This is a genomic window from Trichocoleus sp. DQ-U1, from assembly GCF_039961925.1.
In the GTDB taxonomy this organism is placed as follows: Bacteria; Cyanobacteriota; Cyanobacteriia; order Cyanobacteriales; family FACHB-T130; genus FACHB-T130.
This window is the reverse complement of sequence record NZ_JAMPKB010000096.1, coordinates 1-16,285: the sequence shown is the minus strand read 5'-3', so window position 1 is coordinate 16,285 and position 16,285 is coordinate 1. Positions and strand designations below refer to the sequence as shown.

At 46.1% G+C, this 16,285-nt stretch carries 17 protein-coding genes; 9 read left to right on the top strand and 8 right to left on the bottom strand.

Features of this window, described 5'->3' with window-relative positions; all coding sequences use genetic code 11:
• A partial coding sequence (locus NDI34_RS24825) for a transposase (protein ID WP_348232469.1) occupies positions 1–188 on the top strand: 188 nt, incomplete at its 5' end.
• Positions 189–269: 81 nt separating this feature from the next.
• Here NDI34_RS24825 and NDI34_RS24820 read toward each other — a convergent pair.
• The 4 genes from NDI34_RS24820 to NDI34_RS24805 form a co-directional block, all read right to left on the bottom strand.
• Complete coding sequence (locus NDI34_RS24820; RefSeq protein WP_348234129.1) at positions 270–1,142, bottom strand: phosphatidate cytidylyltransferase; 873 nt, start codon at positions 1,140–1,142, stop codon at positions 270–272.
• Between the two features lie 276 nt (positions 1,143–1,418).
• Positions 1,419–2,009 carry a precorrin-6Y C5,15-methyltransferase subunit CbiT gene (cbiT, locus tag NDI34_RS24815; protein ID WP_190411764.1) on the bottom strand — a complete coding sequence of 197 codons (591 nt, stop codon included), beginning with the start codon at positions 2,007–2,009 and terminating at the stop codon, positions 1,419–1,421.
• Between the two features lie 110 nt (positions 2,010–2,119).
• On the bottom strand, positions 2,120–3,619 hold the full coding sequence (locus tag NDI34_RS24810; RefSeq protein WP_348234130.1) for an aminotransferase class I/II-fold pyridoxal phosphate-dependent enzyme: 1,500 nt from the start codon (positions 3,617–3,619) through the stop codon (positions 2,120–2,122).
• Positions 3,620–3,890: 271 nt separating this feature from the next.
• On the bottom strand, positions 3,891–4,145 hold the full coding sequence (locus NDI34_RS24805) for a hypothetical protein (protein ID WP_190432282.1): 255 nt from the start codon (positions 4,143–4,145) through the stop codon (positions 3,891–3,893).
• Positions 4,146–4,230: 85 nt separating this feature from the next.
• Between NDI34_RS24805 and ychF the strand changes: the two genes are divergently transcribed.
• From ychF to NDI34_RS24785, 4 genes are all read left to right on the top strand, one after another.
• A complete protein-coding gene (gene ychF, locus NDI34_RS24800; RefSeq protein WP_190984951.1) occupies positions 4,231–5,322 on the top strand; it encodes a redox-regulated ATPase YchF in 1,092 nt (363 codons plus the stop codon).
• A 215-nt stretch (positions 5,323–5,537) separates the two neighbouring features.
• Complete coding sequence (locus NDI34_RS24795) at positions 5,538–6,473, top strand: hypothetical protein (RefSeq protein ID WP_190984952.1); 936 nt, start codon at positions 5,538–5,540, stop codon at positions 6,471–6,473.
• Positions 6,474–6,492: 19 nt separating this feature from the next.
• Entirely contained in the window at positions 6,493–7,191 is a 699-nt protein-coding gene (locus NDI34_RS24790; RefSeq protein WP_348234128.1) for a hypothetical protein, read from the top strand.
• Positions 7,192–7,389: 198 nt separating this feature from the next.
• The gene (locus NDI34_RS24785; RefSeq protein WP_348234127.1) at positions 7,390–8,568 is read left to right on the top strand and encodes a clostripain-related cysteine peptidase; all 1,179 of its coding nucleotides are present in this window, start codon (positions 7,390–7,392) and stop codon (positions 8,566–8,568) included.
• A gap of 42 nt (positions 8,569–8,610) precedes the next feature.
• On the opposite strand, the gene NDI34_RS24780 is transcribed toward NDI34_RS24785, so the two are convergent.
• A complete protein-coding gene (locus NDI34_RS24780; RefSeq protein WP_190411769.1) occupies positions 8,611–9,441 on the bottom strand; it encodes an ABC transporter permease in 831 nt (276 codons plus the stop codon).
• 260 nt (positions 9,442–9,701) lie between these two features.
• Between NDI34_RS24780 and NDI34_RS24775 the strand changes: the two genes are divergently transcribed.
• Together NDI34_RS24775 and NDI34_RS24770 are read left to right on the top strand one after the other, a co-directional pair.
• Entirely contained in the window at positions 9,702–10,424 is a 723-nt protein-coding gene (locus NDI34_RS24775) for a hypothetical protein (RefSeq protein ID WP_190411770.1), read from the top strand.
• Positions 10,425–10,660: 236 nt separating this feature from the next.
• Positions 10,661–11,200: a DUF3172 domain-containing protein gene (locus tag NDI34_RS24770; protein WP_190434040.1), complete on the top strand. Its 540-nt coding sequence runs from the start codon at positions 10,661–10,663 to the stop codon at positions 11,198–11,200.
• Positions 11,201–11,303: 103 nt separating this feature from the next.
• Here NDI34_RS24770 and NDI34_RS24765 read toward each other — a convergent pair whose 3' ends face one another.
• On the bottom strand, positions 11,304–12,710 hold the full coding sequence (locus tag NDI34_RS24765; protein ID WP_190536945.1) for an AMIN domain-containing protein: 1,407 nt from the start codon (positions 12,708–12,710) through the stop codon (positions 11,304–11,306).
• Between the two features lie 235 nt (positions 12,711–12,945).
• On the opposite strand from NDI34_RS24765, the gene NDI34_RS24760 reads away from it, so the two are divergent.
• The gene (locus NDI34_RS24760; RefSeq protein ID WP_190536946.1) at positions 12,946–14,520 is read left to right on the top strand and encodes an ATP-binding protein; all 1,575 of its coding nucleotides are present in this window, start codon (positions 12,946–12,948) and stop codon (positions 14,518–14,520) included.
• A gap of 11 nt (positions 14,521–14,531) precedes the next feature.
• Here the strand turns inward: NDI34_RS24760 and NDI34_RS24755 are convergent, their stop codons facing one another.
• Entirely contained in the window at positions 14,532–14,954 is a 423-nt protein-coding gene (locus tag NDI34_RS24755; protein ID WP_190536964.1) for a pentapeptide repeat-containing protein, read from the bottom strand.
• Between the two features lie 323 nt (positions 14,955–15,277).
• On the opposite strand from NDI34_RS24755, the gene NDI34_RS24750 reads away from it, so the two are divergent.
• Complete coding sequence (locus NDI34_RS24750) at positions 15,278–15,493, top strand: RNA-binding S4 domain-containing protein (RefSeq protein WP_190429907.1); 216 nt, start codon at positions 15,278–15,280, stop codon at positions 15,491–15,493.
• A gap of 4 nt (positions 15,494–15,497) precedes the next feature.
• Here NDI34_RS24750 and NDI34_RS24745 read toward each other — a convergent pair whose 3' ends face one another.
• Positions 15,498–15,992, bottom strand: a complete 495-nt coding sequence (locus NDI34_RS24745; RefSeq protein ID WP_190411775.1) for a hypothetical protein — start codon at positions 15,990–15,992, stop codon at positions 15,498–15,500.
• Between the last annotated feature and the right edge of the window lie 293 nt (positions 15,993–16,285).

Genomic DNA, 16,285 nt, shown 5'->3' with positions numbered 1-16,285 from the left:
AGGGCGGGCGGATTGAGCAGTTGATTCGAGCGGCTGGTGCTCAACTTTGGTATTTACCACCTTACTCCCCCGACCTCAACAAAATTGAGAACTGCTGGTCTTGGCTCAAGAGCCGCATCCGCAAACAACTCGACCAGTTTAATTGTTTGCGAGATGCAATCGAGCATGTCTTATGCTTGTCGTCCTAATTACCTTGGCGATTGCTATAAAAGAGATTTTCACCATTAAGCTTTGCTTACTAATTGCCCCAATCGTGTAGAAAGACTTTTCTAGCGGGGTAATAAAGGTAACAAGAGCGTGACGAAATAATACACCAGGGGAGCGGTAAACACGTAACTATCAGCCCGATCTAAAATGCCGCCGTGACCTGGAATCAGTTGCCCTGAGTCCTTTACCCCAGCATCTCGCTTCATCATCGACTCCGTTAAGTCTCCCAGCAAGCTCGCAATCCCAACCAGCAGCCCTAAAGCCAAGCCACTGAACTGCCAACTGGGCCAATTCAGATACCAAGCTCCAGCGATTGCCACTGCCACACTGCCGAGAACCCCAAATACAGCTCCTTCGACAGTCTTTTTGGGGCTAATCTCAGAAAGGCGCGTGCGACCAAAGAATTTACCAAAGATGTAAGCACCGATATCAGCAGCCCAAATACAGAGGAAGGCCAAAAGCGTTGCCGTCAAACCTTGGGGCAAAGTGCTAAGTTCGTGCCAGGAAGCGGGCAAATAGCCATTCAATGGCTCTGCAATCGCGATCGCGGGAGCGAGTCCGACGCGCAGGCGCACCCAGTAGCTGGGCAGATAGCCGCCGTAGAACAACCCCAATATAGAGGCGGAAATATCGGCAATTGTGGCAAGCTTGGGCTGAAACAGAAGATAGAAACAAATCAACGTTCCTGCCAGGGGAAACATGGCATCTGTCAAGGCTGGTGCCAGAGACGCTGTGATTAACAGAACTTGGCTCACTACCAGAGTAGTTTTGCCAGCGGGTGCCATGCCCTTGGCTCGCGCCATCTGAAAATACTCTAACTGACCGAGATAGACGATGATGCACAGACCAACTGTAAAGAACCATCCTCCAAAAAAGAGCATCAGGAGGGCGACAGCGATCGCGACTATTCCACTAAAAATACGAGACCAAGGCATAAGATGCGCTCTTGAGACCGCAACAACGAAGTTAATCTAGTCTTAATAAGATTAAGAATTACTTTTGCACACTTTAACCGATCTAAAACAGATTTAGGCAATTGGTGCCGTTAATTTAGAATAAAGCCAACGCTTTTTTTCAGCATCCTGCTCATTTCTCCTGACACCGTTCGTCAATCCCGACAAAAAATAAATTTCTTGATGGTACGCATCTTAACGGGAATTTTTGTGTTCTCAATCGTCAAGAATGCTGCTCTAGCCTTTAGATTAAGATTTTTAATCCAGTTTCTCGCCACTCAAGATAAAAATTGGATTGACTGCGGCAAAGATCTGATGGGTGCCTCGCGTTTCCAAACGATTGACGGCAGATTGAACCACCTCGATATTTCGAGCTTGTAATTCGGCGAAGCCTTCGGAAACGGCATAGAGACTTTCTAGATTAGCCGCCGTTGCAACCACCCTACCTTGGGGTTCTAAGTATTGCCAAACGACCTTGAGAATATCCTTGATGGGTTGTCCGCCTTCGATGCAAACCCGATGGGGGGGAACGGGTAAGTCTTTTAGGCACTCTGGGGCGCTTCCTTCAACGACTTCGACATTACGAACCCCAAAGCGATCGCAGTTACGACGAATCAAACTTGCCACTTCCTCATCGCGTTCTACGGCAATAATTCGACCTTTCGGACACAATAAGCCGGTTTCTACGGGGATCGTGCCGGTTCCCGCGCCAATATCCCACAACACAGAATCGGGTTTGAGTCTGAGTAAGGAAATCAACAGCAACCGCACCTCGCGCTTGCTGAGGGGAATACCGGGCAACCGCTCGAAGAGGTCATCTGGGATACCAGGAGTTACGTAGGGCCACATAGAAAGTTTTAAGTTTTGAGTAGTAGAGACGCGAGCGATCGCGTCTGAAGTTTTGAGTAGTAGAGACGCGATCGCTCGCGTCTAAGTTTTGAGTTTAAGCCTGTCTCCAATTAGCGAACAACCTTTAACGTTTTGAGGGTCGGATCGCTACAACCCGTAATACTTCCACCCAAGGCGAGAATCTGTTGCAGGTAATCCAAGGCGGAGGGAGCGATCGCTTCCCCTGGCATCAACACGGGAATTCCGGGTGGATAGGGACAAATAAGTTCGGCACTGATGCGTTCTACAGTCTTTTCCACCGGCAACGTTTGGGTTTGGGAAAAAAATGCTTGACGGGGAGAGATGGAAGGATGAAGCACGAAGGATGAAGGATGAATCTGAAGAAATTCAGCTTTCCACCGGGTGAAGACATCCAGGTATGGGGCTATTGATGTGGTGGGCGATCGCTCTTGCACTAAAATTCGGAGTGCCGATACCATCTGCACAATATCAGATGAAGTGTTTCCCAAACTGATGATAAAAGTCAAACTGTGCAGCGATGGTAACTCAGCCGTAACGCCTAGCTGTTGATGGAGAATTTCATCCGCTTCAAACCCCGTCCAACCTAAGTCAGAAACCTTAACACTCAGCCGCGTTTTGTCAAGGGCAACAAAACCCGGTGTTTTGGCAGTTTTTAACACAGATAAACCGGGAATTTGACTAATTTGGGTAGCTGCTTCCTCCGCCAAGTGTAAGGTTTTCGCCATTAACGCTTCCCCATGCAATGCCATTTGCTGACGCGCTGCATCCAGCGAAGCCAGCAACAAATAGCTGGGACTGGTGGACTGTAACAGTTGTAAAGCTTTGCTCAAGCGATCGCAATTAACTCGATTGCCTTGGACGTGCAGCATTGATGCCTGGGTGAGTGCCCCCAGTACCTTGTGGGTGGATTGTACCGTTAAGTCGGCTCCAGCGGCGAGGGCAGAAGTGGGCAAATCTGGATGAAAGGCAAAATGGGCACCGTGGGCTTCGTCTACGAGCAAAGGGATACCGTGCTGATGAGCAATTTGCGCGATCGCTCTGATATCCCCGCAAACGCCATAGTAAGTCGGGTAAACCATCATCACCGCCTTGGTGTCCGGATGCTGTTGCAGGGCGTCTGCTACCGCCGATGGGGTGATACTGTGGGCAATATTTAGCTCTAGGTCGTATTCTGGATTCACAAAAATCGGAATCGCACCCGAAAGGATTAAGCCGTGGATTGCCGAGGAATGGATATTCCGAGGCAGAATAATTTTGTCTCCCTCACCACAGGTAGCTAAAATTGCCGCCATTAATCCACAAGTCGAACCATTGACCAAAAACCAAGTGCGTTCTGCCCCAAACGCTGCCGCTGCCAGTTCCTGGGCTTCTTGGATCACGCCTTGTGGGGCAAACAAGTTATCCAACTCCGGTAATTCTGGTAAATCTGCTGGAAACACAGCGCTTCCGAGCAAATCCGCTAACCGTTGGGAAATTCCTTGCCCCCGCTTGTGTCCGGGCGTGTAAAAGGGTGCATGATGCTTCTTGGCGCACGCTTGAAGGGCGTCCACTAATGGGGTAGTTGTTTGAGACCCTGGGATAAAATCCATGCTGGAAATTTTTCTAAAATCGGTGATATCCGGAAGGTAAGCGGGGGAGAAAATCCGAGCGCTTTTTGCCTTTGCCGGTTTAGGATAGATCGTTTCTGCCCAACAATTTCGTAGGGGCAGTTCAACTTGCATCGAAAAGCGATCGCAGACGAGTTAATGCGTTCTCAATACCTGCTACAGTAATGAGTTTGGATGCGGTTGGATGAATCTTCAAGTGTAAGTGTTGCGGAATGTCGTTATTCCGGGGGATGTCATTGTTATGCGTTCTTACCTATTTTGATAGGGTTAAATTGTTCAATGCGATCGCCATGATTAATCCCAGTCCTAATCCTATCCCCCAACCAACCATCCCCAGCCCGATCCCCGGATCGGAGCCTAATCCGATTCCTGGATCGCCGCCAGAAGTACCAGAACCCGTACCGGGACCTGTACCAGAACCCATTCCCTCACCTGTGCCAGAGCCAGTGCCAGCCCCCGTTCCCCAGCCGATTCCCTCACCTGTGCCAGAGCCAGTGCCAGCGCCCATTCCCCAGCCGGTTCCAGGTCCGATTCCTCAACCGATTCCTGAACCTATCTAATTGATTCTACCCAGTTTTACCTCTTGAACTAAGATGCTTAGAGCCGGAATTGTCGGACTTCCCAACGTCGGAAAATCTACCTTATTTAACGCCTTGGTTGCCAATGCCAAGGCTGAAGCTGCCAATTTCCCTTTTTGCACCATCGAACCCAATGTTGGTGTCGTGTCGGTGCCAGATGAACGGTTAAACGCCCTGGCTAATATTTCCAGTTCGGCGCAAATTATCCCGACACGGGTTGAGTTTGTGGATATTGCTGGTTTAGTGAAAGGTGCGAGTCAAGGGGAAGGACTGGGTAATCAATTTTTGTCCCACATTCGAGAAGTTGATGCCATTGTTCATGTAGTGCGATGTTTCGAGAATGATGACATTATCCACGTTGCCGGATCTGTTGATCCAGCGCGAGATATTGACATTATTAATTTGGAGCTGGCTTTAGCAGATTTATCTCAAGTAGAGCGACGTATTGAGCGCACTCGCAAAGCTGCCCGTACCAGCAAAGAAGGACAGATTGAACTCGCTGCGCTAGAAAAATTGAGCGCTTTATTAAATGAGGGCAAACCAGCGCGGCGGGCCAACTTAAATGAAGAAGAAGCTGAAGCGCTCAAAGGATTAGGATTGCTCACAGGTAAACCAATTATTTATGCTGCCAATGTCTCTGAGGATGATTTGGCAACCGGCAATAAATATGTAGAACAAGTGCGGGAAATTGCGACCCAAGAAAATGCCCAAGTCGTCATTGTTTCTGCCCAAGTGGAAGCAGAACTAGTCGAATTGCCAGAAGAAGATAAAGCTGAATTTCTGGGTTCTCTTGGAGTGGAAGAAGGCGGATTAAAATCTCTGATTCGCGCCACTTACGAACTTTTAGGCTTGCGTACCTACTTTACAACTGGTCCTAAAGAAACTCGCGCTTGGACAATTCACGCCGGAATGACAGCACCCCAAGCAGCAGGCGTCATTCACTCTGATTTTGAGCGCGGTTTTATTCGGGCGGAGACAGTCGCTTACCAAGATTTAGTAACAACTGGTTCCATGAATGCTGCGAAGGAAAAAGGCTTAGTCCGCAGTGAAGGGAAGGAATATATTGTCAAAGAAGGCGATGTAATGCTGTTCCGTTTCAATGTGTAGGTTAGCATTATCAACTCTATTATCGATAAGTGGCTGGACGCATTTTAGCACCCTCTCTGATTTTGTGTAGAAATGTCGTTTTATCGCGTTTCTAAAAACCCGGTTTCTTATAGAAATCGGGTTTTTCAGTATTTGTACTGAAATCGCAAAAGCAGCTAGTGCGATAGACTTTGATGAAGTTTGCTGCTAGCTCAGCGGTGCAAGGATGGTGAGAAATGCTGGGATGGCTCTTTGGAGATTTTATTAAAAAATTAGAACGTGCTTCTAAAAACGTTTCGCAGGATTTCGTAAAATCGGCAGGGAAAGAAATAGGTGAATTGTTTGATGAAAAACTATATCCTTTAGCTGACAAGCTTGATTACATAGCTCAAAACCGAATCAAACAAGCAAAAAATGAAATGGAGGAATTAGAAACTAAGACGATAGGTGATATCGAATCTCTACTCAACCAGAGTGATGAAAAAGTAAAGGATGCTTTAGAAAACATTAATCAAGTGCGAGTAGCAGCGCTTAGAGATGTAAGAGAAACTATCAGAATAGCTGACAACTATTTAGAAAATCGAATCAACCAAATTTCTTTAGTAGTAATGGAAGCCTTAAAGTTAGGTAGTCAATTTACTCCCGGAGAAATTAATAACAAGTTAATCGCACCAATGTTGGCGGAAATTAATTTGCTAGAAGAAAAATTATTTAAAGATGCTAATCAGCTTGTAGATAAGATAGACGAAGCGATAGACGGGAAACTTGAACAGATTCGGAATGAGTTAAAGAAGCATTTAGCTCACGCTTTGCCGAATCCTTTTGATAAATGTAGACAGAGGCTCAAAATTGGATTGAAGCCGGGTGCTAGGCTTTCGGATATTGAACTTTATGAACTAAGCGAATGCTATGAATTGAGCAAGTTGAATGAGAAAAGTTCTATTGACGATGTACTGAAAATTTATGGGCAACTTCAACACAATGCAGCGATGATGGCTGCTTTAGTCAAGAAAGCTCCAGAGTTGAAAAGGATAGCGATTCAAGATTGGCTCAAATATGGCGTACTTTGTGAGTTTTGGCGTGAAACAATCAAGACTTATGATTCTACCGATCCTCTTGTGCTAAAACCTGAGAAGTCGCAGCGATTTTTGACAGATAAAGAGGATACATAAAATAAGAAAGAGGTTTTTTATGAGTAAAGCTGGTGCTGGTGACTGGAAAACGCCACTGGGGTACTACGAAAGAGCGATCGCAGAACTAGAACGAACACGCGAACAGTTTCAGGCAGAACTACAGATTTTAAAGGAGCTTCAGGCGTCTCAGGAAAATCTGAAAAAAGAACTTCAGGCTGCTAAAACAGAAATCCAAAATTGTAAGACAGAAATTAAAACTCTGAAAGATGAGCTTCAAGCTATTAAAGCAGAGCCTCTTGTGATAAAAGCAGAACTTCAGGCTACCAATGAACGCTTGGAGAATGCAGTAAAACAAGCCGAAAAAATAGCTGAATATGCTCACAAAGAATCTAAGACTGCTCAAGACACCGTTAATGCGGCTTTTGCGGAGATTAAATCTGTTAAAGCTGGAATTGAAAATGGTTCAATTGTTGCTCAGAAAGCCTTAATGTTACAAGGTAAAGATGACAACCATTGGATGAGATTTTGCAAACTTGATAGCATAAATCATCATTGTTTCCAGGTATGGAAAGTTGATGATAATACATGGCATAATGATATTCGAGTCAAGGCTGCAACATTTTTACGAGCCAGAGATGACAAGCATTGGATGGGATGTCATCGAGTTGATAGTCGAAACAATGATGTTTTTGATATCTGGAGAGACCAAAGATGGCACTCCACTAGCCGAGTGCAGGTAGCGACTCGGTTGAGGTAAAGGCTGAGTCAACAGAGCGATCGCAATTAAATCCTCTTCTGAGCATCCTTAGCATTTTGGCAGTTCAAAATTTAATCTTGCTGATGAGCAAATTGGTAAGCACCGACGAAGGAAAGGGTGTCGCTTGCTCTTGCGAGTTTGCTTTGCCAGGGGTTAACATCGAAGCATTCATCCATAATCTACTGAGTTACTAGCTCTATGAAGCGCAGAAAGTTGCTTCAGTATTCGGCGTTAGGTAGTGCATCCTTTTTAGGAAACCTGATTTTACTCAGTCAAAATCAGCCAGATATTATTGCTACAAGCATGAGCAATAAGCGACTCTACGAATGGATTTTTTTATATTGGATGCCTTATGATAACGACCTTTCAAAATTTGGCACTCCTATTATGGATATGCTTGCAAAAAGTGTAAAAAGCGACAATATTCTTGTAGCGATACAATCTGATTTTAGCGGAGCTAAAAAAATTTCAAGAAACATCCTTACTAAAGGAAATATTTCTACTCAAAGCTTAAATACAGCAAACAGCGCCAGTGAGGAAGCTTTTTCTGAATACCTTAATTGGGCTAAGTCGCAATTTCAAGCTAAAAAATGGGCAATTGTATTCTTAGGACATGGGGGTCGTTTAGATGAAATTAGCCCAGATGAACACCCTGAACCAGGCTTGAATTTAAAAACTCAGTGGATGAATATCCAAAAATTAAGCGGTCTGATCGCAAATTTTAATCAGCAAGTAGGCAAGCGGGTGGAGTTAGTTTTCTTTCAAAATTGCAATAAAGGAACTATTGAAGCCAACTATACTTTTCGAGATACAGCGAAATATACTCTTTCTTCCCAATTACTGCTAGGTGTTCCCAATTATTATTACGAGCAATTATTTAATTTTTTGGGGCGTCAACCAGAAATTAGTGGAGGACAGCTAGCGGAAAAGATTATGGAGTTTGAATCTAGCGATATGTACCATAGCTATACCGCTATCAATAATCGTGCTATCACGCAACTATCTGCAAAAATTAATCCGCTTATTGATGCAGTTCTGGCAGCTAATATAAAAAATATAAATTTGAGCAACCTGACAACTTATAAGTATATGGGCGAACGGTTTGTCGATGTTGTCTCATTTTTTCAAACTATCACTAATCAGTCAGGCGCAAATCAAAATAGATACAATGAATTCGTTGATTTTTTAAATAATTCAATCATTTATAAAGTAAAACAAAATGGTACATTATTTCGCCCTATTCCAGAATATGAAAATTTTTCGGGGCTTGGTATCTTTTTCCCGAGAAGCAAGCATGAGCTGGAAAAATACCGCGATTTCCAGGCTTTTGAGGACTTGAAACTTCTGAAACTTTTCGACGCAATTCTCGTTAGCTGATTAGTTCAGGAAGGGTGGGCACTGTCCACCTTCCTGAACCAATTAATCTTGTTGATGAGCAAATTGATAAGCACCAACGAAGGAAAGCGCGATCGCCATCACCGCTAAAATCGGCACCGAGTACCAGGGAAACTGCGACATTGGCAAGTAAGCTGCGGCGCGTAAGCCAATACTGGTATAAGTCAGAGGCAACAGATAGACGACTACTTTGAGGGCAGCCGGGAGAGTTGCAGGATCGAAGAAAGTTGCGCCCAAAAACGACATGGGGATGATAACGAAATTATTGTAAAGCCCAACCGCTTCGAGCGATCGCACGCTTAAACCGACAATCACACCCAACCCAGCAAACACCGCGCAATTCAGCACGACCAGCAGCAGAAACAAAGGGTTCAAAAAACTCCAAACCTTGCCAGTAAAGAGTACCGCCACTAAAATCACCGAACCCGCCGTCATTAATCCCCGCACCACACCAGCTAGCATTTTTCCTAAGTGCAAAGCGAGAGGATGCACTGGTACCAGCAGCATTTCTTCAAAAGTTTTTGAGAACAAGCGATCGCCACAGATGGAAAATGTCGTGCCAGTGAAACTAATCACCATCGACGATAGCGCCACCATCCCCGGCAAAATGAATTCCAGATAGTTATTGTAATTACCGCTAATCCCCACACCAGGCTTGATAGAACTACCCAACCCCAATCCAAACGCCAGAATGTAAATCAGAGGCGATATTAGCCCAGACGCCGCCACCTGCACAATTCGGACACGTAAATCTAACCAATCCCCCCAAAAAACGGTGAGACTATCGGCAATCAGAGTTTGAAACTGGGAGCTTTTTAAGGTTTTGCCCAGATGTAGCGACGTTTGTGATTTCACAGATGCAAGCCAACAACAGAGAACTGCTTAATTTTTACTTTACATTTAATCCAGTCCCCACCTAGCTTGAGACAGAAGCCAAGCAGAGGCGAGGAGGCAATGAGATTTCGCTCCCCTGCACCTCTCCCCTGTGCCTCTCTCTGCACCTCTGTACCTCCGCACCCCTGCTCCTCCTACACTCGTCAGTCGAAGGCAAAATCAGTCACAATAAATCAACGACTACCTTCCCGTGCAACAGATGGAGGTTGGAGGCGATCGCTGTGCTGCAAAGATTTCTAATCATTCTTGTAATACTTGTACCTTTGGTCATTGCCTATCTGGTTAATGAAAAACGGAAAGCCAAAATTAAACAAATTAAAAATAATAGTGTTGTTTTGGTGAAAGGTGCAGAACAGAAGTACCCCAGCTTACCTCTGAAAAACTATGGAATTCCGCTGATGGTTAGGCGTCAGAATAGAGTCCAAGTTGTCTTTCCCAGGCTGACGCCTGAAGGGGATGTTGAATATATTTATTCCTGGCATCCCCTCAATGATGTGGAGGTGATTGAGCAAAACTCTAAAACGAACGATCCAAAGCTGACTACCATCAAAGAACTAGCTCCCATCATTCACGAACACTGGCAATTAGAGCCAGAAATGTCCGTACTTGAGGAGCAATATCGTAAAATTAATGACTTAGCCGATTTAGTCTCTACCTCTGATGTGTATTCTGTCCAAGTAGCTACCTATGAGAAAGCTTTACTTGAGGTTGAAAAGCTGTTAAGGAAAGCCGAACAGTTACAAAAAATATATGTTCGTTTAATTAGAGAGGCTTTAATTGGAGTTAAGGTAGCTGAGTACAATCCCGATCGGCTTATCGTCTCACATCTGGCTTTTGAGTTGCAGTATCAACGAATGAAAGAAGAATATCAACATCTCAAAGATGTCGCCCATGCCTACTCCCAATTGTTGAATGAAAGTAGAAACTTAGCGAGCGAGGAGTAAGCACTGGGGAGGCAAAGCAGCTACAGTTGCAAGAAATCTTGTAGAGACGCGATGCATCGCTTCTGGTAGCTGGGGAAACTGTAGTTTTAAACTCTTCGATGCCTCTTTGCCCCTTTCCCTTCCTCTTTCCCCTTCTCTTCCCTTCCGCCTAGCGGCACAATCTATAGCCATACTGGGAGGAAGGAGAGCAGTTTGATTACTCCCTGTCCAGTAGGCGTGAAATTACCTAAGCGACGATGAAACGTAAATCTAGATACCCTGCCGATACTCCCTATAGTGCCCCTAAATCCGCTAAATCATCCCCTTTCAATTACACTTCCATCGCTTTGATCGGCGGCGTCTTCGTTCTGGGAATCGGGGTAGGGATTGGCTTTAGCTCTACGGCGACGTTTAGCCCAGAAAACGTCGCATCGCGTGATTTCATTGACCGCGCTGCGCCGAATCCTGAGCTTTGCGTGCAGTTTGGAGCCAGCGCGATGGTGATGGATACTCGCGTCTATGTAACCCTAAATCCCTTTAACGTTTACGTTTCGCAGCCCAATATGCGACCGGGTTGTGTTTTGCGTAGTAACAACTGGTCTATTTTGGAACAAAGAAAGCTGGTAACAGCGGATCAGGTGCGGGATTGCAAGAACCGGATGAACACCTTTGGCTATACCGGCAGTTTGGACGGGCAACCAGATATCCGCTGCATCTATCAGAATGATGGTGCCCAGAATTTCTTCCTGAATCAGCCAGGAGCAGGCGCACCGCCACCAGAAACAAATAATTTCTAAGGGGAATGGCTAATGGCTAATCGGTAATCGGGATTGGTAATCGGGATTTGTTCGTTCCAATAACCCATTACCGATCGCCTTTGTTTGCCATTAGCAACTCACTTTACCGCCAATCTTCGCTGAGCTGAACTTGCAGTATTTGATTCGGTTGAATAATAGCGGTTTGAGGAGCTGTCAGATAGGTGGTGGCAGCACCGGCGGCAGCGCCTCCCAACAAACCGACGCCTGAAAAGCCTCCTAATAGAATTAAGGCTAAAGCGCCAATGGCAGAATTCCGGACAACTCGGTTCTGTGAAACTTGACGGTTGCCGTCTAGGGAGTCTGATTGGGCGAGAAGGGGAAAATTGCGTCCACCCAGGCTAATCGCTTGGGTAATAAAGCGACTGCCGCGTCGGTCGATCTCAAAGCGTCCAATCACCTGCGTACCAACTGGGGCGATAAGTTTACCAGTGCGATCGCGTATTTCTTCCTCTAGCAGCAACACTTCCTGGCGCGAGACACCATCTCGCAGTGTTAAAACCTTGTCGCCCGGATAACGCAGGCTCAGCGGAGTGCCAGAAGGCAGCAGAATGTCTGGATTTAGAGATGCCGTTGGCGCTTGTATCGGTGCCGATGTGGAGCTGGAAGGATCGGGCACAACCGTCGCCGTCTTAGGTAGGGGCGGCACGACAACCATTGGAGAGGCGGTGGTTCTCGGTGCGGCGGTTGTCGGTGTGGCAGGTATAGACATGGGCACAGACGCACCCGCTTCTAGAGAAGGTACTGGGGCTACTCTGGTTCTCCTTGCAGGCACTGGGGGGGGATTTTCCTCCATTGGCAACGGTTGACCAAATTCAACCACTCTGGTGGCAGAGGAAGACTGAGGCTGTCTCACGGGTACTGGTGGTGCTGTAGCGATCGCGCCAGAAAGAGGAGGTACGCTCACCAACACAGGATTATTCGTCGCAATTCTCCCTGGAGGAACCGTTGGCGGCGCTAAATTGGGTAGCGTACTTGAGTTAGTCAGAGACGGCACGCTCACGACACCCGGTGTTGGTTTCTCTGGGAAGATAGGGGGAGGCAGGGACGGAGAAACCCCGCTCCTGCTGGGAGGCACTACTTCTGGAGCGAGAACGTCAGCAATCAGGGGACGCAATACCCAGCGATTCCCAGGTTCTACTTGCAATTGCACTTGTTGGGGGGATAAAACTACCTCTGGTGCGAGATCCAGCACTATTCGGGTAATGCCAGCCTCGAACTGAGAGACTCGAATTTGGCGGATTGGGCCAGAGTAACTTTGTTGAGTTTCCACCGTTCCCACTTGAGTATTGGGTAAATCCAGAACAATCCGAGACGGTTGAGCCAGAAGAAAATAACGCGGCGTCGTTCCCTCATCCAGAGTGATTTCTAACTGATTCAGCGCTGGGTCAAATCGCCAATTTGTTAACCGGGCAGCGATCGCTTTTAACTCCATGCCGCTCCCTATAATCGCGATCGCGCCAACCAAACTAAGCGTTTTCAATCTACTCATAAAAAGTCGAAATCCCAGTATCAATTTTTCTCCCCACATCGCAATTGACTGAAATAACGTTCCAGATACAACAATTGTCTCCGTAATTTCAGCGATCTACATCACAAATAAAATGGATTTATATCACCAAATCATCACATAAAAGATCACACTTCAAACGCGAGTGCTATCACCCAGTAATTTCTCGGATGGTTTCATACTACGAGTATTGGCTAACTAAACTCTGAGACGTCCCATGTTCCTAAGCCGTGACAATGTGCCAATTGATGCTTCTAGCTGGGTGGAGCGGTGGAAAAAAGTCCAGAGAAAGCTTGTCAAGCGAACGATGCAGTTGCAGCAAGCCAATCGAGAACTAGCGCAGCAAATCACCGAGCGTCGGCAGGTGGAAGAGGCTTTGCAGCAAGCAGAGGAAAAGTATCGGAGTATTTTTGAAAACGCTGTCGAGGGGATATTCCAGACAACTCCGGACGGGCGTTACATTAGCGTCAATCCAGCACTGGCAAGGATTTACGGCTACGCTTCACCAGAGGAACTAATTGCCCATCTGACGGACATCAAGCGCCAGCTGTATGTAGATCCCAATCGGCGTGACGAATTTCTGTATTTACTGCAAGAACACGGTTCGGTGAGTGGGTTTGAGTCTCAGGTTTATCGAAAAGACGGCAGCATCATCTGGATTTCGGAAAATGCACGGGCGGTACGCCAAGAGCTGCGATCTGCAAAGCAATACGAAACGGTAAGCAGCTATAGTGTGGCATACACTAAGGACGAGCAGTGCTTCGGTCATACATTATGCGATCGCGCGGCTGCCTTACTCTACTGCGAAGGCTTCGTCACCGACATTACCGAACGAAAATCTGCTGAAGCAGCCTTAAAAGCATCGGCAGTAGAATTCAAACAACAAGCGAACCATCTGCAATTAGCTCTGTGCGAACTTCAACAAACCCAGACGCTTCTGATCCAAAGTGAAAAGATGTCTAGTCTAGGGCAGTTAGTTGCTGGGGTTGCCCACGAAATCAACAACCCAGTCAACTTTGTTTGCGGCAATCTGGTTCATGCGAATCAATATGCCCAAGATTTGCTAAATCTCCTACATCTTTATGGCAAACATTATCCCCAGCCAGTGCCTGAGATTGAAGAGGAAGCTGAGGCAATCGATCTGGATTTTTTAATTTCGGATTTCCCCAAAACCTTATCCTCCATGCAAATCGGGGCTGACCGCATTCAGCAAATTGTCCAGTCCCTGCGAAACTTCTCGCGGATTGACGAAGCCCAGATGAAGGCAGTTGATATCCACGAAGGCATTGACAGCACGCTACTAATTCTCCACAGCCGCTTGAAATCCAGAGGAGTCAATACAGGGATTGCCATTCTCAAAGAATACGGCGATTTGCCATCCATAGAGTGTTACGCCGGACTCCTCAACCAAGTATTTATGAATCTCATTTCTAATGCGATTGATGCCCTGGAGGAGACAGAGGCGCGAAGAGGCAGCGCACAGGAAATGCTACACTCTTCCTTGCTCAGCTCTTCCCCAGCTCCCCTGCCTTGTATTCGGATTCGTACCGATGTCCTCGACAACGGAAAAGCAAGTATCCGGATTATCGACAATGGCCCCGGAATGAGCGAAGAAATACGCACTAGAATTTTTGAACCTTTCTTTACGACAAAGCCCACTGGTAAAGGCACGGGGCTGGGTTTGTCAATCAGCTATCAAATCATCGTTGAGAGACACGGCGGCGTTTTGAAGTGTAATTCAGCACCAGAGCAGGGAACCGAGTTCGTCATCGAAATTCCGATTCGGCAGTAAATTCAGAAACTTCAGGAATAAGTGTCTTTTGGCAGGTTACTACCGTCTAGTTTCGCGCCCGTCAGGTAAGCCCCCCAAAAGTTTGCTCCGTCCAAGTTTGCCCCGCTCAAGTCTGCTTCTGTCAAATCTGCCATTTTCAAGTTTGCCCCGCTCAAATTGGCACCCCTGAGATTTGCCCGAAACAAATTCGCTCCACTAAGATTCGCCCCGCTCAAATTTGCTCCACTGAGATTGGCTGTGCCTAAACTTGCCTCCATTAAAGAGGTTTGGCTCAGGTTAGCTCCACTCAAGTCAGTTTCGCTGAGCGATCCCTCCTGGAAGTTCGCTAGACTCAGATTTACGCCTTTAAGATCGGTTCCAATTAAGTCTGCACCTTTAAAATCTCGTTCTCCCGCCGCATATCGCTCCAGCAGTTCATCCTTCTCAACGATCATCCACTCCTCCTTTTCTGGTCGGTTAATGTAGCTTGGCGCAACTGCTGAAATTTTTGGTAGTGGTAAATCTGTAGCGCTCGGTTGGGTTCTGAGGCAGCAAAAGAGTTTTTTCATTCAAAACTCAGACGCGAAGTGACAAGTCAGCGCTAGGCTAACGCCTCGCTTCGCTGTTTTCATGCCCAAAGGGCTGTACGCTATCGCTGCAAGTCTTTTCCAACTTAAAACTTTTTACCACTTACCCAAAAACTGTTATTCCCATATCAATTAGGATTGCTATATTAGCCCTCAGCATAATACGGTTACGTTGGAGTGCAACACTTCTTATGGCGGTAAATGACAGCACAATTAAGCTCGATCAGTTTTTAAAGTGGGTAGGGATGGCGCAGACGGGTGGGCAAGCTAAGCTTTTGATTCAACAGGGTTTTGTTCTAGTCAACGGCACCCTGGAAACCCGGCGAGGACGACAGTTAGTTTCCGGCGATCGCGTAACGGTGGGGAAACGAACTGTTGAGGTTGAGTTGAACAATGTCGAGTCCTAGCAACTTAGAAATTTGTTCCTTTTAACAGATGTCGTCGGATTGCGTTGACGTAAGCAAAGACTGGGAATTGATAATACTCAACAACAACATCTACGACAAAAGCAAGATGAGCTAAAAAGGTTAACCCAATCCAAAGAGTAGGCACCCAAGATAAGGGAGTACCGGGTATTGGGGGGAAAAAGTAGGTAGACAAGGCAACAAGGGTAGTCGGTAATAAGACTAAGGCAACTGCTGCCAACCCAACACCCCAACCCAACTCATTCCCCTTACGATGGGCACCTTGCCAAGTTCGACCATTCCAGCGCCAAGTTATTGGTGATGCGCTATCTGCCATTTTCACAGATTGTTGAATCGGATCGGCAGTGAAAATATGATTGCAAAAGTTACAAGCCCATGCCTCCATTAACGGCATTGCTGCAATCTCACCGTGCCGACAAACTGGACAAGTGTAAACGCCGTCCAACCTAAAATTGTTGTCTGGATTTATTGAATGAAACATCCGCTTAACAAGTATGAAAATTAATCAAGGCTTTCTTTGAATTATAATAACAACCAAATATTTGCGGTTTAATCGTTGGAGTGATTTATGATTAAATCTAGACAATTTATATAAAAAAAAGACTGAAAATTTTTAATATTTATGCAGAAAAAGATTGGTGGATAGATAAAAGTTTAATCTTACAGCAGATTGCAGGTATATAGAGTACATTGAGGTCAGTGCATGAACAGGTAGAATGAAACCTTACTCCATCGACTTTCGAGAAAAAGTAGTCAAAGCATACGAACAAGAAA

Coding starts and splice junctions, on each gene's coding strand:
- NDI34_RS24755 (WP_190536964.1), bottom strand. CDS start 14,954: ATGATCGTTGAGAAGGATGAACTGCTGGAGCGATATGCGGCGGGAGAA.
- NDI34_RS24765 (WP_190536945.1), bottom strand. CDS start 12,710: ATGAGTAGATTGAAAACGCTTAGTTTGGTTGGCGCGATCGCGATTATA.
- NDI34_RS24750 (WP_190429907.1), top strand. CDS start 15,278: ATGGCGGTAAATGACAGCACAATTAAGCTCGATCAGTTTTTAAAGTGG.
- NDI34_RS24795 (WP_190984952.1), top strand. CDS start 5,538: ATGCTGGGATGGCTCTTTGGAGATTTTATTAAAAAATTAGAACGTGCT.
- NDI34_RS24790 (WP_348234128.1), top strand. CDS start 6,493: ATGAGTAAAGCTGGTGCTGGTGACTGGAAAACGCCACTGGGGTACTAC.
- NDI34_RS24770 (WP_190434040.1), top strand. CDS start 10,661: ATGAAACGTAAATCTAGATACCCTGCCGATACTCCCTATAGTGCCCCT.
- ychF (WP_190984951.1), top strand. CDS start 4,231: ATGCTTAGAGCCGGAATTGTCGGACTTCCCAACGTCGGAAAATCTACC.
- cbiT (WP_190411764.1), bottom strand. CDS start 2,009: ATGTGGCCCTACGTAACTCCTGGTATCCCAGATGACCTCTTCGAGCGG.
- NDI34_RS24785 (WP_348234127.1), top strand. CDS start 7,390: ATGAAGCGCAGAAAGTTGCTTCAGTATTCGGCGTTAGGTAGTGCATCC.
- NDI34_RS24745 (WP_190411775.1), bottom strand. CDS start 15,992: ATGTTTCATTCAATAAATCCAGACAACAATTTTAGGTTGGACGGCGTT.
- NDI34_RS24760 (WP_190536946.1), top strand. CDS start 12,946: ATGTTCCTAAGCCGTGACAATGTGCCAATTGATGCTTCTAGCTGGGTG.
- NDI34_RS24810 (WP_348234130.1), bottom strand. CDS start 3,619: ATGGATTTTATCCCAGGGTCTCAAACAACTACCCCATTAGTGGACGCC.
- NDI34_RS24805 (WP_190432282.1), bottom strand. CDS start 4,145: ATGGGCGCTGGCACTGGCTCTGGCACAGGTGAGGGAATCGGCTGGGGA.
- NDI34_RS24820 (WP_348234129.1), bottom strand. CDS start 1,142: ATGCCTTGGTCTCGTATTTTTAGTGGAATAGTCGCGATCGCTGTCGCC.